At 68.7% G+C, this 25,971-nt stretch carries 28 protein-coding genes and 1 pseudogene; 18 read left to right on the top strand and 11 right to left on the bottom strand.

Annotated elements, in window-relative coordinates; translation table 11 throughout:
- The first annotated feature begins 46 nt into the window (after positions 1–46).
- The 6 genes from AC07R7_RS03840 (at position 47) to AC07R7_RS03815 (ending at position 6,496) form a co-directional block, all read left to right on the top strand.
- Complete coding sequence (locus AC07R7_RS03840) at positions 47–463, top strand: hypothetical protein (protein ID WP_494634188.1); 417 nt, start codon at positions 47–49, stop codon at positions 461–463.
- 281 nt (positions 464–744) lie between these two features.
- Positions 745–3,009, top strand: coding sequence for a phosphoenolpyruvate--protein phosphotransferase (gene ptsP, locus AC07R7_RS03835; protein ID WP_492835723.1), 2,265 nt, complete (start codon positions 745–747; stop codon positions 3,007–3,009).
- Between the two features lie 157 nt (positions 3,010–3,166).
- Positions 3,167–4,225 (top strand): helix-turn-helix domain-containing protein, encoded by a 1,059-nt coding sequence (locus AC07R7_RS03830; protein ID WP_494634187.1) that lies wholly within the window; start codon positions 3,167–3,169, stop codon positions 4,223–4,225.
- 201 nt (positions 4,226–4,426) lie between these two features.
- Positions 4,427–5,566: a flavodoxin-dependent (E)-4-hydroxy-3-methylbut-2-enyl-diphosphate synthase gene (ispG, locus tag AC07R7_RS03825; protein ID WP_494634186.1), complete on the top strand. Its 1,140-nt coding sequence runs from the start codon at positions 4,427–4,429 to the stop codon at positions 5,564–5,566.
- A 12-nt stretch (positions 5,567–5,578) separates the two neighbouring features.
- Positions 5,579–5,992, top strand: coding sequence for a hypothetical protein (locus AC07R7_RS03820; RefSeq protein WP_492882723.1), 414 nt, complete (start codon positions 5,579–5,581; stop codon positions 5,990–5,992).
- Positions 5,993–6,043: 51 nt separating this feature from the next.
- Complete coding sequence (locus AC07R7_RS03815) at positions 6,044–6,496, top strand: MaoC family dehydratase (RefSeq protein WP_492882724.1); 453 nt, start codon at positions 6,044–6,046, stop codon at positions 6,494–6,496.
- A 96-nt stretch (positions 6,497–6,592) separates the two neighbouring features.
- On the opposite strand, the gene AC07R7_RS03810 is transcribed toward AC07R7_RS03815, so the two are convergent.
- Both AC07R7_RS03810 and prfA read right to left on the bottom strand, forming a co-directional pair.
- The gene (locus AC07R7_RS03810) at positions 6,593–7,357 is read right to left on the bottom strand and encodes a pseudouridine synthase (protein ID WP_494634185.1); all 765 of its coding nucleotides are present in this window, start codon (positions 7,355–7,357) and stop codon (positions 6,593–6,595) included.
- Positions 7,357–8,427, bottom strand: a complete 1,071-nt coding sequence (prfA, locus tag AC07R7_RS03805; RefSeq protein WP_492882728.1) for a peptide chain release factor 1 — start codon at positions 8,425–8,427, stop codon at positions 7,357–7,359. The genes AC07R7_RS03810 and prfA overlap by 1 nt, the downstream gene beginning before the upstream one ends.
- 213 nt (positions 8,428–8,640) lie before the next feature.
- On the opposite strand from prfA, the gene AC07R7_RS03800 reads away from it, so the two are divergent.
- Positions 8,641–9,168, top strand: coding sequence for a DUF1993 domain-containing protein (locus AC07R7_RS03800; RefSeq protein ID WP_494634184.1), 528 nt, complete (start codon positions 8,641–8,643; stop codon positions 9,166–9,168).
- 38 nt (positions 9,169–9,206) lie between these two features.
- Here the strand turns inward: AC07R7_RS03800 and AC07R7_RS03795 are convergent, their stop codons facing one another.
- Both AC07R7_RS03795 and AC07R7_RS03790 read right to left on the bottom strand, forming a co-directional pair.
- Positions 9,207–9,680 (bottom strand): molybdopterin-binding protein, encoded by a 474-nt coding sequence (locus AC07R7_RS03795; RefSeq protein ID WP_125156008.1) that lies wholly within the window; start codon positions 9,678–9,680, stop codon positions 9,207–9,209.
- A gap of 117 nt (positions 9,681–9,797) precedes the next feature.
- Positions 9,798–10,463, bottom strand: coding sequence for a LysE family translocator (locus tag AC07R7_RS03790; protein WP_494634183.1), 666 nt, complete (start codon positions 10,461–10,463; stop codon positions 9,798–9,800).
- Between the two features lie 123 nt (positions 10,464–10,586).
- Between AC07R7_RS03790 and AC07R7_RS03785 the strand changes: the two genes are divergently transcribed.
- Positions 10,587–11,963, top strand: a complete 1,377-nt coding sequence (locus AC07R7_RS03785; RefSeq protein ID WP_494634182.1) for an aminotransferase-like domain-containing protein — start codon at positions 10,587–10,589, stop codon at positions 11,961–11,963.
- Positions 11,964–12,114: 151 nt separating this feature from the next.
- On the opposite strand, the gene AC07R7_RS03780 is transcribed toward AC07R7_RS03785, so the two are convergent.
- Genes AC07R7_RS03780 through AC07R7_RS03765 form a run of 4 tightly spaced genes read right to left on the bottom strand, consistent with a single transcriptional unit; the run spans position 12,115 to position 15,298 of the window.
- Positions 12,115–12,885: a DUF3108 domain-containing protein gene (locus AC07R7_RS03780; RefSeq protein WP_494634181.1), complete on the bottom strand. Its 771-nt coding sequence runs from the start codon at positions 12,883–12,885 to the stop codon at positions 12,115–12,117.
- A gap of 58 nt (positions 12,886–12,943) precedes the next feature.
- Positions 12,944–13,471: an AAA family ATPase gene (locus AC07R7_RS03775; RefSeq protein ID WP_494634180.1), complete on the bottom strand. Its 528-nt coding sequence runs from the start codon at positions 13,469–13,471 to the stop codon at positions 12,944–12,946.
- Between the two features lie 47 nt (positions 13,472–13,518).
- A complete protein-coding gene (locus AC07R7_RS03770; RefSeq protein WP_494634179.1) occupies positions 13,519–14,046 on the bottom strand; it encodes a GNAT family N-acetyltransferase in 528 nt (175 codons plus the stop codon).
- 37 nt (positions 14,047–14,083) lie between these two features.
- Entirely contained in the window at positions 14,084–15,298 is a 1,215-nt protein-coding gene (locus AC07R7_RS03765; RefSeq protein WP_494634178.1) for a YihY/virulence factor BrkB family protein, read from the bottom strand.
- Positions 15,299–15,402: 104 nt separating this feature from the next.
- Between AC07R7_RS03765 and AC07R7_RS03760 the strand changes: the two genes are divergently transcribed.
- Positions 15,403–16,164, top strand: coding sequence for an MOSC domain-containing protein (locus AC07R7_RS03760; RefSeq protein WP_494634177.1), 762 nt, complete (start codon positions 15,403–15,405; stop codon positions 16,162–16,164).
- Here the strand turns inward: AC07R7_RS03760 and AC07R7_RS03755 are convergent, their stop codons facing one another.
- Entirely contained in the window at positions 16,165–16,455 is a 291-nt protein-coding gene (locus tag AC07R7_RS03755) for a type II toxin-antitoxin system RelE/ParE family toxin (protein WP_492882748.1), read from the bottom strand.
- The gene (locus AC07R7_RS03750; protein WP_492882750.1) at positions 16,452–16,721 is read right to left on the bottom strand and encodes a type II toxin-antitoxin system ParD family antitoxin; all 270 of its coding nucleotides are present in this window, start codon (positions 16,719–16,721) and stop codon (positions 16,452–16,454) included. Before AC07R7_RS03750 ends, AC07R7_RS03755 begins: the two co-directional genes overlap by 4 nt.
- A gap of 72 nt (positions 16,722–16,793) precedes the next feature.
- Here AC07R7_RS03750 and prmC point away from each other — a divergent pair, with 72 nt between their 5' ends.
- From prmC to AC07R7_RS03705, 9 genes and pseudogenes are all read left to right on the top strand, one after another.
- The gene (gene prmC, locus AC07R7_RS03745) at positions 16,794–17,663 is read left to right on the top strand and encodes a peptide chain release factor N(5)-glutamine methyltransferase (RefSeq protein ID WP_494634176.1); all 870 of its coding nucleotides are present in this window, start codon (positions 16,794–16,796) and stop codon (positions 17,661–17,663) included.
- A gap of 73 nt (positions 17,664–17,736) precedes the next feature.
- Positions 17,737–17,916 (top strand): annotated as a pseudogene (locus AC07R7_RS03740) (hypothetical protein); the annotation flags it as partial.
- A gap of 4 nt (positions 17,917–17,920) precedes the next feature.
- Positions 17,921–19,105, top strand: coding sequence for a DUF4167 domain-containing protein (locus AC07R7_RS03735; RefSeq protein ID WP_494634175.1), 1,185 nt, complete (start codon positions 17,921–17,923; stop codon positions 19,103–19,105).
- 211 nt (positions 19,106–19,316) lie between these two features.
- Positions 19,317–20,366, top strand: coding sequence for a sensor histidine kinase (locus tag AC07R7_RS03730; protein ID WP_492882756.1), 1,050 nt, complete (start codon positions 19,317–19,319; stop codon positions 20,364–20,366).
- A gap of 13 nt (positions 20,367–20,379) precedes the next feature.
- Positions 20,380–20,718, top strand: a complete 339-nt coding sequence (locus tag AC07R7_RS03725; protein WP_492882758.1) for a response regulator — start codon at positions 20,380–20,382, stop codon at positions 20,716–20,718.
- Between the two features lie 75 nt (positions 20,719–20,793).
- On the top strand, positions 20,794–21,366 hold the full coding sequence (locus tag AC07R7_RS03720) for a hypothetical protein (protein ID WP_494634174.1): 573 nt from the start codon (positions 20,794–20,796) through the stop codon (positions 21,364–21,366).
- Between the two features lie 72 nt (positions 21,367–21,438).
- Positions 21,439–22,203: a M48 family metallopeptidase gene (locus tag AC07R7_RS03715; RefSeq protein ID WP_494634276.1), complete on the top strand. Its 765-nt coding sequence runs from the start codon at positions 21,439–21,441 to the stop codon at positions 22,201–22,203.
- A 97-nt stretch (positions 22,204–22,300) separates the two neighbouring features.
- Positions 22,301–24,880, top strand: a complete 2,580-nt coding sequence (gene clpB / locus AC07R7_RS03710) for an ATP-dependent chaperone ClpB (RefSeq protein ID WP_492882762.1) — start codon at positions 22,301–22,303, stop codon at positions 24,878–24,880.
- A gap of 65 nt (positions 24,881–24,945) precedes the next feature.
- Entirely contained in the window at positions 24,946–25,278 is a 333-nt protein-coding gene (locus AC07R7_RS03705; protein WP_492835682.1) for a hypothetical protein, read from the top strand.
- Positions 25,279–25,405: 127 nt separating this feature from the next.
- Here the strand turns inward: AC07R7_RS03705 and AC07R7_RS03700 are convergent, their stop codons facing one another.
- Positions 25,406–25,924, bottom strand: a complete 519-nt coding sequence (locus AC07R7_RS03700) for a type II toxin-antitoxin system PemK/MazF family toxin (protein WP_125156026.1) — start codon at positions 25,922–25,924, stop codon at positions 25,406–25,408.
- Positions 25,925–25,971: the final 47 nt, after the last annotated feature.

The raw sequence follows: 25,971 nt of genomic DNA, 5'->3' as shown, positions 1-25,971 counted from the left end.
TCATCTTCGGGAAAGGGGGCGACGCTTCTGGAACAGGAGCCCCGCCATGAAGACCATCGGCAAGTTCACCAAGACCGTCGTCGCCGTCGCCATCACCGGCGCGCTGGTCGCCCCCGCCTCGGCCGCCTTCGCCGGCGAGAAGACCGATCGCGCCGTGGTCGGCGCTCTGATCGGCGGCATCGCCGGCGCGGCCTTGGGTCACGGCAAGGGCGAAGCGGTCGCCATCGGCGCCGTCGCTGGCGCCGCCCTGGGCGCGACGACCGCCAAGGACAAGTACGACCGTCGCTACAGCCAGTCGTACCGGACCGCCCCCCGCTACAGCGAGAGCCGCTACAGCGACAACCGCTACGGCGACAATTACTACGGCCATGACAACCGCTACGCCTACGATCGCGGCGGCTACCGCAACGACCGTTATGACGCCCGCTACGACAACCGTTACGCCTACGGCTATCGCCGCTAAGCGTCCTCCAACGCCGCTCGTGTTCCGATCCCTCCCCGAGCGAGCTCACTGCGCCGCCCTGACAAGGGCGGCGCTTTTTCTCGCCGCCCTTCCCCTATCGGAAAATTGGGGCGGCGCTTTTCCGCGCGGTCACACCTAATCGCCGTTCGGTTGTCCGCGCCGGCTATCGCGCTGGCGGAATCTGCTGTAGCCCCCATCTGGAAGGCTTGGACCGGCCTTAACCCTTGGCGCTTCAAGCTGGGCTACACCGGTTCCAGCGAGAGGGAGCGCGTAAAGGCGTCATGGCGGCATCCGGCATCGCCGTTCGAGGACCACGCAGCCTGCTGCGGCAGATTCGCGAGGCCATGGCCGGCGGCGGTCCCGCCCAGGCCAAGCTCGACATGGTGGTGCGCACCATCGCCATCTCGATGGTCGCCGAGGTCTGCTCCATCTATCTGCGCCGCGCCACCGGCGATCTCGAACTGTTCGCCACCGAAGGCCTGGCCCGCGAGGCCGTCCACGTCACCCGGCTGAAGCCGGGCGAGGGCCTAGTCGGCGAAACCATGCGCCTGGGCCGGCCGCTGAACCTGTCCGACGCCGCCAGCCATCCGCAGTTCTCGTACCGTCCCGAAACCGGCGAAGATCCGTATCACGCCTTCCTGGCCGTGCCGCTGCTGCGCGGCGGCCGGGCGATCGGCGTGCTGGTCGTCCAGAACCGCACCGAGCGCAACTATGACGAGGAGGAGGTCGAGGACCTCCAGATCATCGCCATGGTGCTGGCCGAGATGGTCAGCTCCAGCGAGCTCCTGGGCGCCGCCGAACTCAAGGACGTCGAGCTGGCGCCGCACAAGCCCGAGCGGCTGAAGGGCTCGCGCTTCGCTGAAGGTCTCGCTTACGGCGTCGCGGTGCTGCACGAGCAGCCGGTCGCGCCCGAGACCCTGCTGTCCGACGACGCCCTGGCCGAGGAAGCCCGGCTCTCCTACGCCATCGAGGCGCTGCAGACCCAGATCGACCAGATGCTGGAGGGCCAGCACGGCCTGGTCGGCGCCAGTTACGAGGTGCTGGAGACCTACCGCCTGTTCGCCCACGACCGGGGCTGGAACCGGTCCCTGAACGAAGCCGTGCGCTCGGGCCTGACCGCCGAGGCGGCCGTCGAACGCGTGCGGTCCGAGCACCGCGCCCGCCTGGGCCAGGCCCGCGACCCCTATCTGCGCGAGCGGCTGCACGACCTGGAAGACCTCAACGACCGGCTGCTGCGCCACCTGTCGGGCGACGTCCACGCCGTGCGCAAGCTGCCCGACGACGCCATCCTGATCGCCCGCAACCTGGGGCCGGCCGACCTGCTGGAATACGACCGCACCAAGCTGAAGGGCATCCTGCTGGAGGAAGGCTCGGCGGCCAGCCACGCGGGCATCGTGGCCCGTGCGCTGGACATCCCGTGCGTGGGCCGCCTGGCCGGCCTGCGCGACCGGCTTAGCGAAGGCGACCCCGTCGTGGTCGACGCCGAGACCGCCGAGGCCTGGCTTCGCCCGCGTCCGGACGTCATCAAGGCGCTGAAGGTGCGGATGGAGGTCCGGGCCCAGCGCAAGGCCGAGTTCGCCCGCCTGCGCGACACCCCGCCGATCACCAAGGACGGCGCCAAGATCACCCTGCTGATGAACGCCGGCCTGGCCGTCGATCTCGACATCCTGGCCGAGACCGGGGCGGAGGGCATCGGCCTGTTCCGCACCGAGTTCCAGTTCATGGTCGCCGAGGAGCTGCCGCGCCTGGAGGCCCAGACGGCGCTCTACGAGAAGGTCCTGGAAGCCGCCGACGGCATGCCGGTGACCTTCCGCACGCTCGACCTGGGCGGCGACAAGCTGCTGCCGTACATGGAGCTGGAGCGCGAGGACAATCCGGCCCTGGGCTGGCGCGCGGTGCGCATGGGCCTGGACCGTCCGGCCCTGCTGCGCATGCAGATCCGCGCCCTGATCAAGGCCGCCGCGGGCCGGCCGCTGAAGGTGATGTTCCCGCTGGTGGCCAATGTCGACGAGTTCCGCGCCGCGCGCTCGTTCGTCGACCAGGAAGTGGCCTGGGCGCTGAAGCGCGGCCGGCCCGCGCCGTCGCGCCTGGACGTCGGGGCGATGATCGAGGCCCCGTCGCTGCTGTGGCATCTGGACGCACTGTTGCCGATGACCGACTTCGTTTCGGTCGGCACCAACGACCTGATGCAGTACCTGTTCGCCGCCGATCGGGGCAATCCGAAGGTCTCGGACCGCTACGATCCCCTGTCGCCGGCCGCCCTGCGCGCCCTGAAGACCATCCAGCAGGCCTGCGCCGACACCGGCACGCCGGTGTCCGTGTGCGGCGAGATGGCGGGCCGTCCGCTGGAGGCCTTCACCCTGGTGGCCCTGGGTTTCGAAGCCCTTTCCATGCCGCCGGCCGGCATCGGGCCGGTCAAGCAGATGGTCCTGTCGTGCGATCGCGAGGCCGCCCGGCGCAATGTCGAGGCCCTGCTGAAAGGCTCCGGCGGATCGCTGCGCGGCGAGATCGAGACCCTGGCGAGAAAGCTCTACGTGGCGGTGTGACGAAAGCTTGACCGTTAACCAAGCGTCACCGTTTAGTACATTGAATCCCGCTACTTAGTTTGATATCCACAAACAGTTGTTAAGACTTCCGTGAGATACGGAGTTGGGGGCTCCGCGCTTTCGCGCGCGGCGCGATATTGGGGGCGTTTAGTCGGTCATGCCGCTGGATACGGGCAACGTGAGGCGTTTGCATCTCGTCACGGACGCTGATGTGGACGATACGCCGATCGCGGTCGCGCAACCTTCGCTGGACGAGGGGGCCGATATCGGCCTGGCCCTGAAGGCGGCCCGCGAGTTCCGCGGCCTGACCACCCAGGACGTCGCCGACGCCACCCGCATCCGCCAGAGCTATATCGAGGCGATCGAGGACATGCGTCTCGACGACCTGCCGTCGCGCCCGTTCACCATCGGCTATGTCCGCGCCTATGCCGGCCTGCTGGGCCTGGACGCCGAGGCGGCCGTGGCCCGCTTCAAGACCGACAGCCCCGACGAGGGCGCCGAGCTGCGCGCCCCGGTCGGCGTGCGCCGCGAGCGCGACCCGCGGCTGGCCCTGATCTTCGCCGGCGGCCTGCTGGTGGTGGGCGCCATCCTGCTGTGGAACGTCGCCCAGCGCGCCATCACCAAGGAAGAGCCGCCGCCGCAGGTGGCTCCGGCCGCCGTCTCGACCCAGGTCCAGTCGCACGCCAGCAACAACCAGGTCGCCCTGGGCTCGCCGCTGCCGGCCCCGGTCGAATCGACCACGCCCGATCCCTACAAGACCCCGGGCCTCGACGACGCCGCCGCCAACGGCGGTTCGGTCGACGCCGCCAACGCCGCCTCCAAGGCGCGCGCCGTGGCCGACGCCAAGGCCGGCGTCGTCGATCCGGCCAGCCAGTTCGTGGTGGGCTCGCCGTTCAAGCTCAAGGGCCAGGTCCTGGGCGCGACGCCGGCCGAAGCGTCTGGCGTGCTGATCCAGGCCCGCAAGGCCGGCTCCCTGACCGTGCGCCGCGCGGACGGCACGATCCACATGACCCGCTGGCTCTCGGCCGGCGACGCCTATCGCGCGCCGCGCACGCCGGGCCTGATCCTCGACGTGGTCGAGCCGTCGCTGTTCGAGGTCTATTACAACGGCCGCCTGACGGGACATCTGACGTCGAACCAGACCGCGGTGGCCAAGCTGATCCCGCCAGCGCCGGCGGCGGCGCCTGCGGTGGCCGCTCCGAAGCCTCAACAATAACCCGATCTCCCCGGCGAAAGCCGGGGCCCAGATCGAACCCACGAGCGCTCACGGGCCTGTCTCGGGCCGTAGGCGCATTCGCCCCAACCTCACCGGATGAATCTGGGCCCCGGCCTTCGCCGGGGAAACGAGTGTAGGGAAATCGAGGGCAGGGCGGGGGAAGCCCTTCAGTTCCTGCCCAACACCCTCTAAATTAGCGCCATGGCCGCAGACCACACGCACGTCCGTCCCTGGCGCATGATCACGCGTCGGCAATCGCGCAAGATCCGCGTCGGCGATGTCGAGGTGGGCGGCGACGCGCCGATCACCGTCCAGTCGATGACCAACACCCTGACCAGCGACGCCGCCGCGACGCTGGAGCAGATCCGCCAGCTGGAGGAGGCCGGCGCCGACATCGTCCGCGTCAGCTGCCCCGACGTCGAAAGCACGGCGGCCTTCAAGACCATCGCCCGCGAGGCCAAGGTCCCGCTCGTGGCCGACATCCACTTTCACTACAAGCGCGGCATCGAGGCGGCCCAGGCCGGCGCGGCCTGCCTGCGGATCAACCCGGGCAATATCGGCAGCCCCGACCGCGTGCGCGACGTCATCCAGGCCGCTCGCGATCACGGCTGCTCGATGCGGATCGGCGTCAACGCCGGCTCGCTGGAGCGCGAGCTGCTGGAAAAGTACGGCGAGCCGTGCCCCGAGGCGATGGTCGAGAGCGCCCTGAACCACGCCCGCATCCTGCAGGACCACGACTTCCACGAGTTCAAGATCTCGGTGAAGGCGTCCGACCCGTTCATGACCGTGGCCGCCTACTACCAGCTGGCCGAGGCCATCGATTGCCCGCTGCACCTGGGCGTCACCGAGGCGGGGGCCTTGCGGACCGGCACGGTGAAGTCCTCGATCGGCATCGGCTCGATGCTATGGGCCGGCATCGGCGACACCATCCGGGTCTCGCTGGCGGCCGATCCCGTCGAGGAGATCAAGGTCGGCTTCGACATCCTCAAGTCGCTGGGCCTGCGCCACCGCGGCGTCAATATCATCGCCTGCCCGTCGTGCGCCCGTCAGGGCTATGACGTCATCAAGACCGTTGAAGCGCTCGAAAGCCGCCTGGCCCATATCGCGACGCCGATGTCGCTGTCGATCATCGGCTGCGTGGTCAACGGCCCGGGCGAGGCGCTGATGACCGACATCGGCTTCACCGGCGGCGGGGCCGGGGCGGGCATGGTCTACATGGCCGGCAAGCCCGACCACAAACAATCCAACGACGGGATGATCGATCACATCGTCGAACTCGTTGAGAAGAAGGCGGCCGAGATCCAGGCCACGAACGCCGCGCGGACTCTCGCGGCCGAATAGGGAGTGAGCGCCATGCGCGCGATGGTTCGCGGTCTGACCATGGTCCTGGCTCTGGCGGCGGCGTCGGGCGCCCTGGCCGCCGGCCGTCCCAATCCAGAGGGCGAGGCCAAGCTGGCCAAACGCCTCGAGGGGCTCGTGCCGGGCAAGCCGGTCCACTGCATCAGTCTGCATCCCACGGAAAGCAGCGAGATCATCGAGGGCACGGCGATCCTCTACAACGGACCCGGCGGCCGCATCTACGTGAACCGGCCTCGGAGCGGCGCCGACACGCTGCGTCGCGACGACATCCTCGTCACGCGGACCATCACCGCCCAGCTGTGCAATACCGACATCGTCACCCTGGTCGAGCCGATGTCGCACTTCTCCAAGGGCTTCGTGAACCTCGGCGACTTCGTGCCCTACGCCAAGCCGAAGCCGAAGCCCTGAACTCAAGAGTTTTTACTAGTCACGGCGCGTCATGACGGCTAACGGCGTGGGATGATCGGACCTCACCCCTCGGGCGGCTATATCCTGGACGAACTGTCCGTCGGGATGACCGCCGAAAAGCACGTCCCCGTCACCGAAGCGCGGATCGGCCTGTTCGCCGAGGCCTCGGACGACTTCAATCCCGTGCACATGGACGAGGCGTTCGCCGCCAAGACCGCCTATCGCGGGCGGATCGCCCACGGCCTGCTGTCGGCGTCGTTCGGCTCGGCGGTGGTCGGCACCATCCTGCCCGGAGCCGGGGCGATCTATCTGTCCCAGACCCTGGCCTTTCACCGTCCAGTGCGGGTCGGCGACGTGGTCATCGCCCGCATCACCGTCGCGGCCATCGACGCCGAGAGCGCCCGCGTCACCCTGCGCTGCGCCGGCTATGTCGGCGAGGACCTGATCATGGACGGCGAGGCCGTGGTCCGCGTGCCGCGTCGGCGCAAGCCGGCCAGGGCTTAGGCACGTTCCGTCGGCTCCGCCTCGACGGTTGAGGCGGCGAGGGTGAGCCGCGCTTCGTGACGCCGCGCGCGTTCGCGCCCGACCGGAAGGGCGGCCTCAGCCCGCGATCAACGCCGCCCGCTCTTCGCCGGTCAGCGGACGCCAGCGCCCCTCCGGCATCTCGCCCAGGGTCAGCGGACCGATCCTGACGCGGAACAGGTCGACGACCTTCAGCTCGACCAGTTCGCACATGCGGCGGATCTGGCGGTTGCGGCCTTCGCGCAGGACGATGCGCAGGCGCTGGTCGGAGATGACCTCGACCTCGGCCGGGCGCAGCTCGCGGCCGTCCAGCTCCAGGCCGAAGCGGAGCAGCTCCAGCTTCTCCTCGGTCAGCTCACCCATCACCGCGACCCGGTATTCCTTTTCCAGGTCCGACTGCGGGCCGATCACGGCCTTGGCCACGACGCCGTCCTGGGACAGTAGCAGGAGGCCGCGCGAGTCCTTGTCCAGGCGACCGATCGGCGGCAGCAGGTCGCCCGACTGCGGGATCGGCGCCGGAACGCCGCCCCAGATGTTCTGGCGGGTCAGCAGGCGGGCGGCCGGGACCTGGCCGGGATCCGGCTGGGACGAGACCACGCCCACCGGCTTGTGGATCATGTAGGTGAAGGTCGATTCCAGCTTGGCCGTGGCGCGGTCGGCCAGCACCAGGGTCTGGCCCGGCAGGATCTTGCGGCCGACATCTTCCACGACCTCGCCGTCGATCGACACCAGGCCCTCGGAGATCAGCGCTTCGGCCTCGCGGCGCGAGCACACGCCGCTCTGGGCCAGCCACTTGTTGACCCGCTGGGGCTCGTCCTCGTCGTAGGTGCGGGTCCAACCCATCAGCCGAAGCTTTCTTCGAGGCTGGCCAGGCGCTCGGCCTGGTCCTCGGCGATCAGCGGGTTGATCACGTCGTCCAGGGCGTCGCCCTCGATGATCCGCGACAGGTTGTAGAGGGTCAGGTTGATCCGGTGGTCGGTCACCCGGCCCTGCGGGAAGTTGTAGGTGCGGATGCGTTCCGAACGGTCGCCGCTGCCGACCTGGCTCTTGCGGGCCTCGGAGCGGGCGCTGTCCAGGGCCTCGCGCTGCATGTCGTAGAGGCGCGCCTTCAGGTTCTTCATGGCCCGGGCGCGGTTCTGGTGCTGCGACTTTTCCGAGCTGGTCACCACCACGCCGGTCGGCAAGTGGGTGATGCGCACGGCCGAGTCGGTCTTGTTGACGTGCTGGCCGCCCGCGCCCGACGAGCGATAGGTGTCGATCCGCAGGTCGCTTTCCTTGATGTCGATCTCGACGTCCTCGGCTTCCGGCAGCACCGCGACGGTGGCGGCCGAGGTGTGGATGCGGCCCTGCGCCTCGGTGGCCGGCACGCGCTGCACGCGGTGGACGCCGCTTTCGAACTTCAGCCGTCCGAACACGCCGTCGCCGGTGATCGAGGCGACGATTTCCTTGTAGCCGCCCATTTCGCCTTCCGAGATGCTGTCGATCTCGACCTTCCAGCCATGCAGCTGGGCGTAGCGCTGGTACATGCGGAAGAGGTCGCCGGCGAACAGGGCCGCCTCGTCGCCGCCGGTGCCGGCCCGTACTTCCAGGATGGCCGAGGCGTTCTCGTCCTTGTCCTTGGGGGCCAGCATCAGGGCCAGCTCGCGCTCGAGGACCGGCAGCTTCTCGTCCAGGGCCTGGATCTCGTCCTTGACCATGTCGGCCATTTCGGGATCGGCGGCCATGACGTCCAGCTCGGCGCGTTCGGCCGACAGCTTGGCCAGGCGCTCGACGGCCTCGGCCACCGGGCGCAGTTCGGCGTGCTCCTTGGAGAGCTTGACGATCTCGGTCCCATCCGTCGCGGCGCCCATACGGGCCTCCACTTCGCGGAAGCGGTCGAGAACCTGGTCGAGGCGGGCCTGGGGCAGTCGCAAGGGAGATGTCGCAATGGCTAAGGGATAGGGTCGGTCTTCCTAGTGCTTTTCCCCGCCGAAGGGAATGTTTCCCGCGCCTGAGCCAGGCGGACGCCAAGGACGCGCTGCTGACGCTCATTGTCATGCGTGGCGATTGAAAACTTACCTGGACGTGCTTAGGTCGCGATGCAGCGCGCGCGGAGAGGTCCGGCGGGCTTTGCGAGGGAAATTTCCATGTCCGTCACCATCCAGACCGTCACCGTGACGTCGCTCACGCGCGGCCTCAAGACGCTGTCGTCTCTGCTCGAAAAGGCCAAGGCCCACGCCGAGGCCGCCGGGACCAGTCCGGACGCCTATGTCGAGGCGCGCCTGTTCGACGATATGCTGCCGCTGTCCGGCCAGATCCAGCGCGCCTCCGACGCCGCCAAGGGCGCGGTGTCGCGGCTGACGGGCCTCGACGCCCCCGCCATGGCCGACGAGGAAAAGACCTTCGCCGAGCTGCAGGCGCGGGTCGCCAGGACCCTGGCCTATGTCGAGAGCGTCCCGGCCTCGGCCTTCGACGGCGCCGAGACGCGCGAGGTCGTGGTCCCGGCTGGCACGTTCACGCTGCAATTCACCGGCCAGGACTATCTGCTGGAGTTCGTGATCCCGAACTTCCAGTTCCACGTCGTCACCGCCTACGACATCCTGCGTCACAAGGGCGTGCCGCTGGGCAAGCGCGACTTCCTGGGCATCGGCCCGGAGCGCCTGAAGACGGCTTAGGACGCTGACCTGATCCTCCCCCGCGTCGCGGGGGAGGATCAGAACGCCGGCTTCACCTCGATGGACACCAGCTGGCGCGGCGCCCGCGAGGGCCGCAGGTCGCCGTCCACGACCAGGCGATAGGGGCCTTCGCGGTCGTCCAGCCTGTGGCCGTTGACCGTGTCGGCGACCACCACCGGATTGGCGCGATAGACTGGATCGGTCTCGGCCAGGGACAGCACGCTGAAGAAGCCGTCGGCGGCGCGGGCGATGACCACCTGGTTCAGATAGCGCCCCATCAGCCGCTCGCCATGCACCACCCCAGCCTGGGCCAGCACGGCGTCGAGGCGGGCGCCCTCGTAGGTGACGGCCGCGCCCTTGACCGTGATCGTGGCCTTGGCGCGGGGCAGGGCGGCCAGGTCCTTCGGGCTCAGGGTGACGGTGTCCCGGCCGGCGACGGTGACCTTGAGGTCCTGGGCGGCGGCCGTCGTGGCGAGCAGGGCCGTGACGGCGAGGGCGAGCAGCAGGCGCATGGGGAGTCTCCGTGGGGGCTGTCCTCGCCCTTCGACAGGCTCAGGGTGAGGACTATTGAGCGGCCACACCAGTAGAAACCTCATCCTGAGCTTGTCGAAGGACGAGGTTTCGGGCCCTCACCCGTGCGACCGCATCGGCGGCGGCGGGGCCACGTCCGCCAACGCCTCCAGGCTCACCGGCTTGGCCTCATGGCTGACGAACAGCGGGTACAGCGACGCCACCAGCAGCGCCGCCATCACGATATTGAACGTCCGCAACACCGCCGGCTTGTTCAGGAACGGCCGCAGTCCCTGGCCGAACCCCGCCCAGGCCGCGCTGCACGGCGCGCCGATCAGCATGAAGGTTCCGGCCAGCAGCGGCACGAGGGTCCAGCCGCTGCCCTCGGGGGCGTAGGTCGTGACCGCGCCGAGCGCCATGGCCCAGGCCTTGGGATTGACCCACTGGAACGCCGCCGCCTGCAGGAAGGTCATCGGCTTGGCCAGGTCCTTGTCGCTGACCTTGCTGGACGTCCCGATCTTCCAGGCCAGCCACAGCATGTAGCCGGCCCCGACCCAGCGCAGGATCTCATGCAGCACCGGATAGGCCCGGAATACGCCGCCCAGGCCGAAGCCCATGGCCAGCACCATGAAGCCCAGGCCGCAGCTGATCCCCAGGATGTGCAGCACGGTCCGGCGGAAGCCGAAGTTCGCCCCGGACGCCAGCAGCATCATGTTGTTTGGCCCAGGCGTCCCCGCCGTGGCGAAACAGAACAGCACGTAAGCGAGCAGCAGTTCGGGGGTCATCTCCGGTCTCCCTGACAAGTGTCTCGGTACGAGTAACCGAGGTGTCATGGTGATGATTTCCATTGTATCGTGAGTCAAATTGCATATTGTCATCATGACAATAAACGAGACGCGCGACGCCCCGTGGCCTGGACACCGACAATTCCCGAGGGTGACGCCCCGCTCTACGAGCGGCTGGTGGCGGTGCTGCGCGCCGACATCGCCTCGGGCGCCCTGGCCCCCGGCGTGCGCCTGCCGCCGCAGCGGGAACTGGCCTATCGCCTCGGCGTGGGCCTGGGCACCGTCACCCGCGCCTATGTCGAGGCCGAGCGGGCGGGGCTGGTCAGCGCCCACGTCGGCCGAGGCAGCTTCGTCAACGCGCCGGCCGAGCACCGGCCCTACGAGCGCGACGGTCCGATCAACCTGGCCCAGAACATCGCCGCCCAGGCTCCCGCCGGGGCGCGCCTGCCCGAGGCCCTGGCGCGGCTACGGCGACGTCCGGATCTCCTGGAGCACCTGACCTATGCCCCGCCGGCGGGGCACGAGACCCAGCGGCGGGCCGGGGCGGCCTGGCTGGCGCGGACCAGCAGCTACGAGAGCGTCGACTGGCGGCGGCTGATCTGCTGCGCCGGCGCCCAGCAGGGCCTGGCCCTGGCGCTGGGCGCGGTGCTGGCCCCGGGCGACGTGGTGCTGACCGAGTGTCTGGCCTATCACGGCCTCAAGACCCTGGCCCTGCACAGCGGCTGGCGTGTCCGAGGCCTGGCGATGGACGCCGAGGGCCTGCGCCCCGACGCCCTGGAAGAAGCGATCCTCACGACCGGCGCGCGGGTGCTGGCCGTGCTGCCGACCCTGCAGAACCCGACGGGCCGGATCATGAGCCGCGCGCGCCGCGACGCCATCGTCGCCCTCGCCCGCAAGCACGACCTGACCCTGGTCGAGGACGACATCTACGGCGCCTATGCCGACGGCGCGCCGCCGCCGTTCGCCATGCTGGCGCCGGAGCGGACCTTCCACGTCTCGGGCGTCTCCAAGACCCTGGCCCCGGGCCTGCGCGCCGGCTTCCTGGTCGTGCCGGCGGCCGAGACCTTCGAGCGGGTGCTGGACGCGGTGCGGGTGTCGGTCTACGCGCCGCCGGCCTTCGGCGGGCTGATCGCCACCCAGTGGATCGAGGACGGCTCGGCCGACGCCATCCTGGCCGAGACCCGCGACGAGGCGCGCGTCCGCATGGCCATGGCGCGGGATCTCCTGGGGCCGGCCATGGAGACCGTCTATGCCGAGACCGCGCCGCACATCTGGCTGCCGATGAGCGAGCTGGAGGCCGAGCGCCTGGCCGGCCGCGCCCTGCGCGGCGGGGCCGAGGTCACCCCGCCCTCGGCGCCCGTCGTCGAGGCCGGCCACGAGAGCGGCGTCCGCGTCTGCCTGGGCGCGGTTCCGGACCGCGAGGTTCTGCGCCGGGGCCTGGAGATCGTCGCCAGCGCGCTGTCGAGCGAGGTCTCGGAGCGGTCTAGGGCGGTGATTTAGCCACCTACCCCGCCCCGTCTCCCCGGCGAAAGCCGGGGCCCAGATTCATCCGGAGTGGCTGGGGTGTTCGCGCCTATCGACCTGTCAGGATAATATGCGCTCGTGGGTTCGATCTGGGCCCCGGCCTTCGCCGGGGAAACGGAATTTTTGGCTACCACAACAGCGTCTTCACCCACGTCGAGCCGTCCGGCGCGATCGAGACGTTCTTGATCACCACCTGGCTGTCCTTGGCCAACCAGAAGGTCGTCGGCTTCATTTCGGGGTGGTTGTAGTCGGTGGTCACCACCCAGCAGTCGACCTTGCCGCCGGCCGAGCTGGTCAGGACTTCGCTGCCGGTGACCTTGAACACATAGGCCGCCGGGGCCTCGCCGCCCGGATGGTGGAAGACGATCGAGGCCTCGTAGCCCTTGGCCAGCGGCAGGGCCTGCAGGAACTCCATGTCGGTCTCGAAATTGAAGGCCGGCTGCGGCGAGGCCACGTCGTAGGCGGCCGTCGTGTTGGCCTCCAGATCCTTCAGCCCGACGATGCGGTCGGGCTTGAAGTCGAAGCCTTCGATCTTGGTCTGGCCGTCCTTGCCGGTGGTGCGGCGCTCGTGGCTGTAGGGCCGGAAGGTCCCCAGCTCGAACCAGCTGTCGAGCTTTTTCACCACGCCCGGCGTCGAGCCGTCCCAGTGCTGGACGATGTGCAGGCGCTTGACCCCGGCCTTGTCGGGCTCGACGCGGATCTCGCGGGTCCAGACGTCCAGCGGCGTGATGGTGTCGCCCATCTGGCGGTAGCGCAGATAGCGATGGGTGGCGGGCTGCAGCTTGTCGAACCGCGCCAGCGGCTGGCCGACGGGAACCGGGGTGACGGCGGCCTGCGCGGAAGCCGTGACGGCGAACGCGAGCGCGGCGCCGACGGCGATGCGGGAAATGAACGACATGAAAAGCCCCTGAGCCAACAACGCCGGCATGTGAGGCCAGGCGTTCGGCGAGGGCTACTTAAGGTTCGGTAATGCTGGCCAGCACCGCCGCCGCCCGCTCGGCGGGCGCGCCCGGCGCGATCGGGATCAGCGTGTAGCCCAGTTCCCGATAAGCCTCTTCATGCACGGCCTCGAACCGCCGCGCCTCCTCCAGGCTGATCCGCCGCGCGGCGGTGGGCGTGATGAAGCCCAGCCCCCGCACCAGGAACACCCGCCTCTGGTAGAGCCCCTCGATCCGCTCGAGCTCGGCCCGCAGCAGCGGCGAAACCGGATGACCCAGGAACCGCGCCAGGGCCAGGGCGCAGACCGGCGAGCGGTCGAAGAACACGACCTCGCCGATGGCCCGCGCCTCGCGCTGCTTCTGCAGACACACGATCGCGTCCACGAAGCCCGGATCGGTCCACGGCTCGGCCACGCCCTCGGCCTGGGCGAGGGCGATCACGTCCGTCGCGACCTCTTCGACCACGACATGGCCGGCGCGCTCCAGGGCGCGCAACAGCACGGTTTTGCCAGCGCCCGGGGCGCCGGTCAGGATGTAGCGATGCATGGGGGATCCTCGCCGCGACGGCGGCGTGTGATCCAAGCCTAGCGCGCCTACAGCGCCTTTTCCAGGATCACGAAATGCAGGTCGTCGCGCTGCGGCACGCCGAAGCGCTCGTCGCCATAGGGGAAGGGTTCGGTCCTGCCGGTCAGGCGGTACCCGCGCCGCTCGTACCAGGCGATCAGGGTGTCGCGCACCGAGATCACGGTCATCTCCATGGTCTTGCCGCCCTGGGCGCGGGCATGGGCCTCGGCGGCCTCCAGCATCGTTCGGCCGATGCCGTTGGCCTGGCGCAAGGGCGAGACGGTGACCATGCCGACGTACCAGGCGTCGTCCTCCGACGGCTGGATCCACACCGAGGCGTGGGGCTTGTCGCCCTCGGCGTCGCGCAGGGTCAGGATGGTCGCGCCCGGCGTGGCGGCGAGGTCGGCGCGCAGGCTCTCTTCATCGGTGCGCTGGCCGCCCAGCAGATAGCTCTCGCTGGTCCAGCCCTGGGCCGCCAGTTCGCCCCGATAGGCCGAGTTCACCAGGGCGGCGATGTCGGCCAGTTCGTCTTCGCGGTAGGGCAGGAGCAGGGTCATGCCGGTTCCTTAGGCGGCGAGCGCGGCCATGGGAAGTCTAACGGCCGCGCACCTTGTTCCACGCCCCGCCGGTCACCCGCCGGACCATGCCGGCCTCGCGCTTGATCATCTCCCAGGGATGGAAGGCCAGGCCCACCGTGTCGGCCATGGCCGCCCCCCGCGCGCCCATCGGCTGTTCGGGACCGATGGTGGAGTCGACGGCGGTCTGGTGCTCGATCTCGGCGTTCAGCTCGGCCCCGACCAGGATGGCCATGATCGAGAACCACACCCAGACCATGAAGGCGATCACCGCCCCCAGCGTGCCGTAGGTGGCGTCATAGTGGGCGATGTTGGCCAGGTAGAACGAGAAGCCCAGCGAACCGAACAGCCATCCGGCCGAGGCCGCCGCCGCGCCGATCCACACCCACCGCCAGCGGGCCCGCGCCCGACTGGGGCCGAAGCGATAGAGCACGGCGAAGGCGATGGCGGTCATGGCCAACACCAGCAACCAACGCAGCGGCGAGACGATCTCGTCCAGCGCCGAGAGGCGCGCGGCCTTCAAAAGCAGAGGCGTGACGATCAGCACGCCCGAGGCGATGGCCGCGTACAGCAGAGCGCAGAAGGTGAAGAGGTAGCTGAGCAGGGTGCGCGGCACGAGGTGGCGCTTCTCGTCCTCGTCATAGGCGATGTTCAGCCCGTCGAAGAGCGTGCGCATGGAGGCGTTGGCGCTCCAGATCGACAGCAGCAGGGAGAAGCCGAAGGCCACGCCCAGCTTGGCCTGGCCCTGGCTGGCCAGGCGCAGCATCTGCTCGCCGACGATCTGCACGACGCTGGCGGGGAAGACGCCGGCCATGTCGCGCAGCTGGGCCTCGACGGTCCGCACGTCGGCGAACAGGCCATACAGCGAGACGAAGGCGCCGATGGCCGGGAAGAGGGCCAGCAGGGTGTAGAAGGTCACGCCCCCGGCCACGGCCGGCAGGCGGTCGACGCCGATCTCCAGCCAGGTGCGCCAGACGATGTCGCGCCAGCCCAGCAGCGGGATATGGCCGGGATGGCGCGCGGCCCGGCCGCGCTGCGGCTCGGCCTCGTCGAACTGGGCCGGCGGCATGGCGCGATCCTCGGACAGGCCCGGCGGATCGACGATCGGCTCTTCGATGGGCTTCTTGCGCGGCAGGACCAGCGGCGCGGCCGCCAGCAGCACGATCCATGGCGCCAGATGGTATGGACGCGATTTGAGCCATTTAAGGATCGGACGCGGCGAAGCGTCGGTCATGAAGCGCTCTCCAGGCCACCAGAACCCCGCGCGGCGAGTCGCGTTCCCGTCCAAGGGCTCCTCAAGCCTTGCCATGACTCGCGTCGTCCACGATTTTCGCGATCATGGACGCCCGCATCGCCTCGATCTATCGCCATCCCGTGAAGGGCTTCACGCCCGAGCGGCTGACCGCCGCCACGCTGGAGGCCGGGGCCTGCTTTCCGTGCGATCGGCTCTACGCGGTCGAGGACGGCCCCAGCGGCTTCGATCCCGCCGCGCCGGCCCACATCTCGAAGATGAAGTTCACGGTGCTGGCCAAGATCCCGGCCGTCGCCAAGGCCCGCACGGCCTATGACGAGACGACGGGCGTGTTCAGCGCTCGCGCGGAGGGCGCGCCCGACTTCGCCGGCGACCTTCGGACGGATGCGGGCCGCGCGGGCCTGGAGGCCTGGCTGACCGCCCTGCTGGACGGCGAGATCAAGGGGCCGCTGAAGGTGGTCGAGGGACCGGGCGCCTACCGGTTCATGGACAGCCGCTCGGGCTATGTCTCGATCGTCAACCTGGCCAGCGTGCGCGACCTGGGACGACGGATCGGCCGCGACCTGGATCCGCTGCGGTTCCGCGCCAATCTCTATGTCGAGGGCTGGCCGGCCTGGGTCGAGAACGACTGGACCGGCAGGACCCTGACCCTCGGCGGCGCGACCGCCGAGGTCCTCAAGCCCATCGTCCGCTGCGCCGCCACCCACGTGGATCCGACGACCGCCGAGCGGGATGTCGAGTTGGTGAAGGTCCTCTTCGACACCTACGGCCACATGTTCTGCGGGATCTACCTGAACGTGACGCGGGGCGGCGCGGTGGGCGAGGGGGATGGGGTGGCGGTCGGTTGATCAGCCCAGGTGAAACTTGGCGTCCATATTCTGATGGAGAATGCGGACGATCTCGACCATGCCGCTGACCCTATAGAAGATCACGTGGGAGCCTGCCGAGCGTCGGCGGTATCCGGGACGCAGATTGCTGTCAGGCCAGCCAAGGTCTGGTCGTTCAGCAATCATGCCAATGGCCGTGTAGATTTGGCGATGATAGGCGGCGGCCTGCTGGTCGCCCCACCTATTTAGGGAATAGTCCCAGATCTCGTCGAGATCGGCTTTGGCGCGGCGCGAAAGCCGATACCGTGTCATTCCTCGTGGAACCCTGGAGGTGCGGAGGAGGCTTTCAGCTTCTCTTCGATATAGGCGTCGAAATCGAAGTTCTCGATAAAGCCGCTTTCTTCGCCTTCGATCAGTGCGGCCCGCAGGGCGGCCAGCTTCGTTTGCTGATCCTCGAGCAACCGCAGCCCCGCCCGCACGACTTCACTGGCCGAGCCGTAGCGGCCGTCGGCGACTTGGCTGTCGATGAAAGCCTGGAAATGCTCCCCTAGGCTCACGGAAGTGTTCTTGCTGGCCATGATGCCACGATACCAAAAACTGGTACCGCTTTCAATCTCGCCTCCCGCCCTCCAAAACGCTAAACCCCGATCATGACCCTGACCCTCGTCAAAGCCTGGACCGCCGCCAAGGATCGTCTGAAGGACGCCGGCATCGATCAGCCGTCGATCGACGCGCGCCTGATGCTGGAGGTGGCCGCCAACGTCACCCGCACCGAGATCGTCACCGATCCCTACCGCGAACTGACGACGGAGCAGCAGGCGACCCTGGAAGAGTATCTGTCCCGTCGCGCCCGCCGCGAGCCGGTCAGCCACATCATCGGCCGCAAGGGCTTCTGGAAGATCCTGCTGCAGGTGAACAAGAACGTCCTGACCCCGCGTCCCGAGACCGAGGTCATCGTCGACGAGGTGCTGAAGGCCTTCCCCGAGCAGATGCCGTTCTCGATGCTGGATCTGGGCGTCGGCTCGGGCACGATCCTGCTGGCGGTGCTGGCCGAGCGGCCGGCGGCCAAGGGCCTGGGGGTCGACGCCTCCGCCGAGGCCCTGGCCGTGGCTCGCGACAACGCCGCCAGCCTGGACCTCAACAATCGCGCGGCCCTGATGCACGGCGACTGGACGGCGGGCCTGGGCGATGGCGGTTTCGACGTCGTCGTCTCCAATCCGCCCTACATCCCGACGGCGGTGATCGACACCCTGGAGCCCGAGGTTCGCGACCACGAGCCGCGTCTCGCCCTGGACGGCGGCGACGACGGTCTGGACGCCTATCGCCTGCTGGCGCCGGAGATCCTGCGTGTGCTGAAGCCGGGCGGGATGTTCGCCGTGGAGATCGGCCACGACCAGTCCAAGGCGGTCGAAGCGCTGTTCAAGACAGCCGGCGCCCAGCAGGTCAAAACGATCAAGGACCTGTCGACGCACGACCGTGTCGTCACCGGGGTGAAAAATCCCTTGGAAACCGGGGCGTGAACCGTTAGACGAGTCTTGTCTCCTTCCAGATCGCCAGGTGACGGGAAAAGCAGACGTTCATGACGCCTAGGCGTTGAACGCATGCGACGCTCCCCTGGCAGGCGCGCCCGGTCCGCCGGTCGCCGCGCCAAAAGAGCAGGGCGGGGGCTCTACGGAAACCAGTGTCTCTGAAACTCAACAGGGTTCGACCCGCTCAGAGACCAGCAAGGCCGGACGCGCCAGCGCAAGACTGACCTCCGGACAGGTTCAGAGAGACCATGAGAGATTTCAAAGGCATGAAGCGCCAGCGCGGCCGCAACAATCGCGGTGGCAGCGGCGGCAAGCCTCAACAGCACAACGCCAACCGCGCTTTCGATTCGAACGGGCCCGAAGGGGTCAAGGTTCGCGGCGCGGCTCAGAGCGTCTACGAAAAGTACCAGCAGCTGGCCCGTGACGCGACGTCGTCCGGCGACCGGGTGCTGGCCGAGAACTATCTGCAGCACGCCGAGCACTATTTCCGTGTTCTGCGCGCCATCCAGCCGAATCGTCCGGTGTCCGACATCGTCGGCAAGGACGTCTACGCCGCCTACGAAATCGATTTCGAGGCCGAGCCGCCGGAAGAGCCGGAGGTCGCCGAGACCCCCGCCCAGCCGGAAGGCCAGGGCGAGGGCGGCGAGAACGGTGAAGGCGGCGAGCAACGCCGCGACCGTTTCGAGAATCGCGATCGGGACCGCAACCGCGATCGGGACCGCAACTTCGACAACAATCGCGACCGCAACAACAATCAGGGCGAAGGCCGCCGCGACCGCTGGCGTGACCGCGACGACCGTCCCCGGGATGATCGACCGCGTGATGATCGGCCCCGCGATGACCGTCCTCGCGACGATCGCCCTCGCGACGATCGCCCTCGCGATGACCGTCCGCGTGATGACAGGCCCCGTGACGACAGGCCGCGCGAGGACCGCTTTCGGGACCGCGACGACCGCCCTCGTGATGATCGGCCCCGTGACGACCGCCCGCGCGACGATCGTCCGCGTGAGGACCGTCCGGCCGCCGCCGAGGGCGAGCAGCCGCAGGGCGGCGAAGGTCAGGGCGAATTCCGCGAGGGCCGCCGCCGTGGCCGCGACCGCAACCGCGATCGCGACTGGCAGCCGCGCGGCGACCGCGACCCGATGGCCGTGATCGAGCCGGAAGCCTCGCCGCTGCCGATCGCCAGCGCGCCCGCCAGCGAGAGCTCGCCGGTGCTGCGTGGCCAGGACGGCGCCGTCAGCGAGGCTCCGGCCTTCCTGGGGCGCAAGACGTCTCGCACCACCGCCGCCGCGGCGGTCGCCGAACCGGCCGCCGAGGCTCCGGCCTCGACCGTCGACGGCGAAGAGGTCAAGAAGCCCCGTCGCCGCCGCGCCCCGCGCAGCTTCGAAGCCGGTGAAGGCGCTCCGGCCAGCTCGGAGTCGGAAGAGGCCTGATCGGCCGCTTCACCGCTGAAGATCGAAAGGGAGCCGTGAAAGCGGCTCCCTTTTTTCTTGGGCCGCCGCCAGGCTCCGGACGCGGCTGGCCGAGGCCGTGGACGGGCCGCGACACGTCGCCGCGACCAATGCCCGGCGCGCGCGCGAGTCCCCTCTGGCGATGTCGCGACTTCACCGATAGGGTTGGCCTGCTACAGGGGCGGAGCCAGTTATGGCGAGTGCGCGTAAGCCTACCTCCGGGGGACAGAAGGCGGCCAAGGCGGCCGCCGTCGACGCGCGCTACAGGGCTATCGTGGACACGGCCGTCGACGCGATCGTCGTCATCGACGAACGCGGAAGGATCGAGGCCTTCAACCCCGCCGCCGAGCGTCTGTTCGGCTATAAGGCCGCCGAGATGGTCGGCCGCAACGTCCACATCCTCATGCCGGAACCCTATCACGGCGAGCATGACGGCTATCTGGCGCGGTATCGTGAAACGGGCGAGCGGCGGATCATCGGCATCGGTCGGGAGGTCAGCGGCCTGCGCAGCGATGGGACGACCTTTCCGCTGGAGCTCTCGATCGCCGAGTGGAACGACGGCGACAAGCGCTTCTTCACGGGCGTCATGCGCGACGTCACCGACCGTCGGCGCGCCGAGGAACTGCAGCGCCTGATGATCAACGAGCTGAACCACCGGGTGAAGAACACCCTGGCCACGGTGCAGTCAGTGGCCGGCCAGACCCTGCGCAACGCCGCGGACCTGGGCGACGCCCGGGACGCCCTGACGACCCGGCTGCTGGCGCTGGCGCGCGGCCACGACATCCTCACCCGGGAGAGCTGGGACGGGGCCGAGCTGGCCGATATCGTCGCCTCGGTGGTCGCCGCTCATGGCGAGACGGAACGTTTTTCCGTGGAGGGGCCTCCCGTCCGGCTGGCGCCCAAGGCGACCCTGGCGTTGTCGATGGCCCTGCACGAACTGATGACCAACGCGGCCAAGTACGGCTCGCTCTCCAACGAAAATGGCCAGGTGCGGTTGGTCTGGCGACGAAGCAAGGCGGACGCGGGCGAGCGGCTGCGCATGACGTGGGAAGAAATTCATGGGCCACCTGTTTCGCCTCCGACGCGCCAGGGCTTCGGCACCCGTCTCATCACCGGCGGCTTGGCCCGCGAGCTCGGGGGCGAGGTCCGCCTCGACTATCCGCCGAACGGCGTCATCTGCGAGATCGACGCCGAGCTCGGCCAGACCGGCCAGTCAAACCGTTTCATCCGCGGGGCGGCCTGATCCTCTAAGGGTCCTGATCGTCGAGGATGAGCTGTTCGTGGCCATGCTGGTCGAGGATCTGCTGACCGACCTGGGCCATAGCATCGTGGGTCCGGTGTCCTCGGCGCGCGAGGCGCTCCTGGCGGCCGAGCGCGAGACGTTCGATTTCGCGCTGCTGGACGTGAACCTGGGCGACGGCGAGACCTCGTTCGAGACCGCCGAGATCCTTCGCGCGCGCGGCGTGCCCTTCGCGTTCGTGACCGGCTACGGCGAGCAGGGCGTGCGCGCGGATCTGCGCGACGCGCCGGTGCTCGCCAAGCCTATCGACCCTCGCCATCTGGCCCGGGTGATCGAGCGGTTGAGCAACAGCTAAAGGCCACGCCAACGCCCGACTTCCGCCACCGACCTCCGCGCTAGTGCCGCGACCGGGGGTTTAGAGGGGGCGGCCGTGCGGCGACGACGGTGGGGCGTTGTGCTGGGCTCGGTGGCGTTCCACGCGCTGCTGCTCGCGCTGTTCGTGCGCGATCTGGCGCGGGCGCCTGTCGCCGCGCCGCCGCCGGCCGTGACCATCTTTCTGGAGCGCGCTCCGACACCGCCCAGGCCCAGGCGCTCGTTGCGAGGCGGACCCAGGACCCCGAGCACGGCGACGAAGACCGACGCGGCGCCAGCCGCGCCGATCGCCGTTCTCGCCACGCCCGCTTCGCCGTCCTCCTCCGAAGGCGCCGTTGCCGCCGAGACCCCGGCGCCCGATCTGCGCGGTCTGGGAGGCTGCCGACTGGCGGCGCTGGATCGCCTTCCCGCCGACGAGAGGGCCCGCTGCCAGGAGCGGCTGGCCCAGGCGATGGACAAGGGGCGGGCGACGCGCCCGAATCTCGACCCGACCGGCCGCTTCGCCCGAGACGCCAGGCCCTATCTGACCCGACCGCCCGAGAACGGCTGCAAGCCGGTCGGGAGCATCAAGCCGGGCCTGATGGGTGCAACCGACGCCACCCTTGGCCTTGGCTGCGCGAAGTCATTCTAAGCTTGAGCGGTTGCGTCCGACGCGACCGCCGGAGATAAGCTTATGTCGAGTTCGAAACGCTTCGCCGGACCCATGATCCTTCGCCGCCTGATCCTGCCGCTCCTGATGGCCGCCGCCTGCGCGGTGTCGGGCTGCGCCTATAACGCCGATCTCGGGCGCGACCAGCTGTTGATCGTCAATGACGACAATCTGGCCGCCGACGGCGAGAAGGCCTGGGCCGACACGCTGCGCACGACCTACATCTCCAAGGAGCCGCGCAAGAACGCGCGCGTCCAGGCCGTGGGTCAGCGGGTGATCGCCGCCGCGGGCCTGGCGGGCCGGCCCTGGGACTACGCGGTGTTCCTGGACGAGGCCCCGAACGCCTTCGTGCTGCCGGGCGGCCATGTCGGGGTGACGGTCGGCCTGCTGTCCATGGCCCAGAACGACGACCAACTGGCCGCCGTGATCGGCCACGAGGCCGGCCACGTCGTCGCCCACCACGCCGCCGAGCGGGTCTCGCAGGAGCGGACCTCCAAGATCCTGCTGGGCATCGCCGGCGCGGCGGCCGGCGGCACCGACTTCGGCAAGCTGCTCAAGGATCACGGCGGCGACGCGGCCAAGTACGGCGTGCTGCTGCCGTTCTCGCGCAAGCAGGAGCTGGAGGCCGATCGCCTGGGCGTCGATTTCATGCAGCGCGCCGGCTATCGGCCGCGCGAGGCGGTGGTCCTGTGGCGCAACATGCAGGCCCAGGACGCGGCTTCGGGCCAGGCCTCGGGCGGCGAATTGAGCTCGACCCACCCCTCTGACGCCGTACGAATTTCGGAACTGGAACGTTATCTCGCCAGCAAGGGGTGGTAGGTCTTGTGTGGCGGATCCGCCACACTTAAATGCCCCATCGGAGCGTGTTGTGCTTAGTCAAGGCGGCGCGCCCCGATCCGCCTAGGAAGGGGACATCATGAATATCGATCTCTACTCGGACCGCGCCAAACAGGCCGTCCAATCCGCCCAGAGCCTGGCCCTCGCGCGAGGCCACCAGCAGTTCGCGCCCGAACACATCCTCAAGGTCCTGCTCGAGGAGAAGGACGGCCTCAGCCGCGCCTTGATCCAGAGCGCCGGCGGCCGCCCCGACCAGCTGGACGGCGGCGTCGAGACCCTGCTGACCAAGATCCCGCGCGTCGACGGCGCCGGCGGCCAGCTCTACATGAAACCCGACACGGCCCGCGTCTTCGCCGAGGCCGAAAAGGGCGCCAAGGCGGCGGGCGACGCGTTCGTCACCACCGAGCGCCTGCTGATCGCCATCGCCAAGGAAGGCGCGGACGCGGCCAAGCTCTTCAAGGAGGCCGGCGTTTCGGCCCAGGCCCTGGAGACCGCCGCCAACGCCATCCGCAAGGGCCGCACCGCCGACAGCGCCAATGCCGAGGAAGGCTATGAGGCGCTCAAGCGCTACGCCCGCGACCTGACCGCCGCCGCCCGCGACGGCAAGCTGGACCCCGTGATCGGCCGCGACGAGGAAATCCGCCGCACCATCCAGGTCCTGTCGCGCCGCACCAAGAACAATCCCGTGCTGATCGGCGAGCCCGGCGTCGGCAAGACCGCCATCGTCGAGGGCTTGGCCCTGCGCATCGTCAATGGCGACGTGCCCGAAAGCCTGAAGGACAAGAAGCTGCTGTCGCTGGACATGGGCAGCCTGATCGCCGGCGCGAAGTATCGCGGCGAGTTCGAGGAGCGCCTGAAGGCCGTGCTGGCCGAGACCACGGCGGCTGAAGGCTCGATCATCCTGTTCATCGACGAGATGCACACGCTTGTCGGCGCGGGCAAGGGCGACGGGGCGATGGACGCCTCCAACCTGCTCAAGCCGGCCCTGGCGCGTGGCGAGCTGCACTGCGTCGGGGCGACCACGCTGGACGAGTACCGCAAGCACGTCGAGAAGGACGCGGCTCTCGCCCGTCGCTTCCAGCCGGTGTTCGTCGGCGAGCCCACGGTCGAGGACACCATCTCGATCCTGCGCGGCCTGAAGGAGAAGTACGAGGTCCACCACGGGGTGCGCATCAGCGACAGCGCCATCGTGGCCGCGGCCATGCTCAGCAACCGCTACATCGCCGACCGCTTCCTGCCGGACAAGGCGATCGACCTGATGGACGAGGCGTCCAGCCGCGTGCGCATGGCGATCGACAGCAAGCCGGAAGAGCTGGACGAGATCGACCGCCGCCTGGTGCAGCTGAAGATCGAGCGCGAGGCGCTGTCAAAGGAAACCGACGCCGCGTCCAAGCACCGCCTGGATAACCTGGAGGTCGAGATCGACGACCTGCAGTTCCGGTCGGACGAGATGACCGCCAAGTGGAAGGCCGAGAAGGACAAGGCCGGGGGCGCCGCGCAAGCGCGTGAAGCCCTCGATCGCCTGCGCGCCGATCTGGCCAACGCCCAGCGCGCCGGCGACTTCGCCCGCGCCGGCCAGATCCAGTACGGCGAGATCCCGGCCCTGGAGCGCCGCCTGGCCGAGGCCGAGCAGGGCGATACGCAAGCCCTGACGCCGGAAGTCGTCGACGCCGAGCAGATCGCCGCCGTCGTCAGCCGCTGGACCGGGGTGCCGGTCGAGAAGATGCTGGAAGGCGAGCGCGAGAAGCTGCTGAAGATGGAGGACGAACTGCGCGGACGCGTGGTCGGTCAGGACGAGGCCCTGGCGGCCGTGTCCGACGCCGTCCGCCGCGCGCGGGCCGGCCTGCACGACCCGACCAAGCCGATCGGTTCGTTCCTGTTCCTGGGCCCGACGGGCGTGGGCAAGACCGAGCTGACCAAGAGCCTGGCCGAGTTCCTGTTCGCCGACGAGCACGCCATCACCCGGATGGACATGTCCGAGTACATGGAAAAGCATTCGGTCAGCCGTCTGATCGGCGCGCCTCCCGGCTATGTCGGCTACGATGAGGGCGGCGCCCTGACCGAGGCCGTCCGCCGGCGTCCGTACCAGGTGGTGCTGTTCGACGAGATCGAGAAGGCCCACCCGGACGTCTTCAACGTGCTGCTGCAGGTGCTGGACGACGGTCGTCTGACCGACGGCCAGGGCCGCACGGTCGACTTCCGCAACACGCTGATCATCATGACCAGCAACCTCGGCGCCGAATTCTTGGCCAACCAGGAAGAAGGCGAAGACGTCGAGGCGGTGCGGCCGATGGTGATGAACATGGTGCGCGGCCACTTCCGCCCCGAGTTCCTCAACCGGATCGACGAGATCATCCTGTTCAAGCGCCTGTCGCGCCACAACATGGGCGACATCGTCACGATCCAGCTGAAGCGGGTCGAGAAGCTGCTGGCCGACCGTCGCATGAGCCTGGCGATCGACGCCGAGGCCCTGAACTGGATCGCCGACAAGGGCTACGACCCGGTCTATGGCGCGCGCCCCTTGAAGCGCGTGATCCAGAAGGAACTGATCGACCCGATCGCCCGCAAGCTGCTGGCCGGCGAGATCGAGGACGGCGGCGTCATCGCCGTCGGGGTCCAGGATGGCCAGCTGTCGTTCGGCAAGGCGACGCTGCAGTAAAAGAGAAGGGCCGCTCCGGAAGGGGCGGCCCTTTTTCTTGAGGCCACATCGGGGTATTCCCCCGCATGGCCAAAACCACCAAGCTCACCGTCGAGTTCGATATCGAGGTCGACGCGGACCCCTATGTCTGGCGTCTGCACCGCCTGCCGCAATGGAACTACGACCCGTCGGAGCGGCACGGCAAGGTGCTGGCCGTCCGTCACAAGGAAGGCCAGCGCGAGGCGCTGATCGAGTTCCCGCCCGGCCCCAAGCCCAAGTTCAGCGCCCCGCCGCTGAAGCCCTCGCAGATTCCCGAGCGCATCGTGGCCAAGGCGATCGCCTCGGCCATCGAGGCCGGCTGGGAACCGCTGTCGCGCGGCAAGCCGGTGGTGATCTATGTGGACGAGGAGGGGGCCTAGGGGAGGTCTTCAAAGCAAAAAGGCCAGTCCGAAGACTGGCCTTTGATTTGGCCCCGTCGCCGGGGCGTGGATCTCTCGATCCGGCGGCCGAAGCCGTGAGAACAACATAGCGACGGACCTTGAATTTTCAAGCGCCATCCACCGCCCGCGGTGGATAGCCATGGTCGAAGAAAGGCTTCAGCGCTTTGAAAACACGACGCGCGATTTCCGCGAGGTCAACAGGACTCAGGCGGTCGGGATCCTTGGTCACGCCCTTGGCGTCTCGCAGCAATTTCAGCCGTTCGGGCGCGACCGTGTAGACGTGATTGCAGACCGCCCAAGCTTCCGGCGCGGAGCTCGGATTAGGGTTGGAGGTCAGCCTATATCCGTGAGGGTTCTCTGGCTGGGGCTGTTTCGTCAGCGGCACGACGACGTGAGCATCATGCTCTTTCTTCCCACCCCGGATCACGACCACGAGATGCTGGTCGTCGAACTCCGGTAGCCAATTGTGCGGACTGAAGGCGCACCAGTAGACTTCACCAACGCGCGTCGAGCGCCGAATTTCTAAGTTTGGCTTCTTCCTTATCGCCGAGACTTGCACGGCTTTGGCCACGGCCTTGGTCATGGCCGGGGTGGCGGCAAGCGGCGGGCGCTTCGGTTTGTCCATCCGGCAACTGTGTGGCCGTAAGCTCTACCGTTCAAGATCAATCTAAG

The sequence above is a fragment of the Caulobacter sp. GW821-FHT05F04 genome (assembly GCF_059419665.1).
Note: the sequence above shows the minus strand (reverse complement) of the source record. Positions and strands in the feature narration are given on the sequence as shown.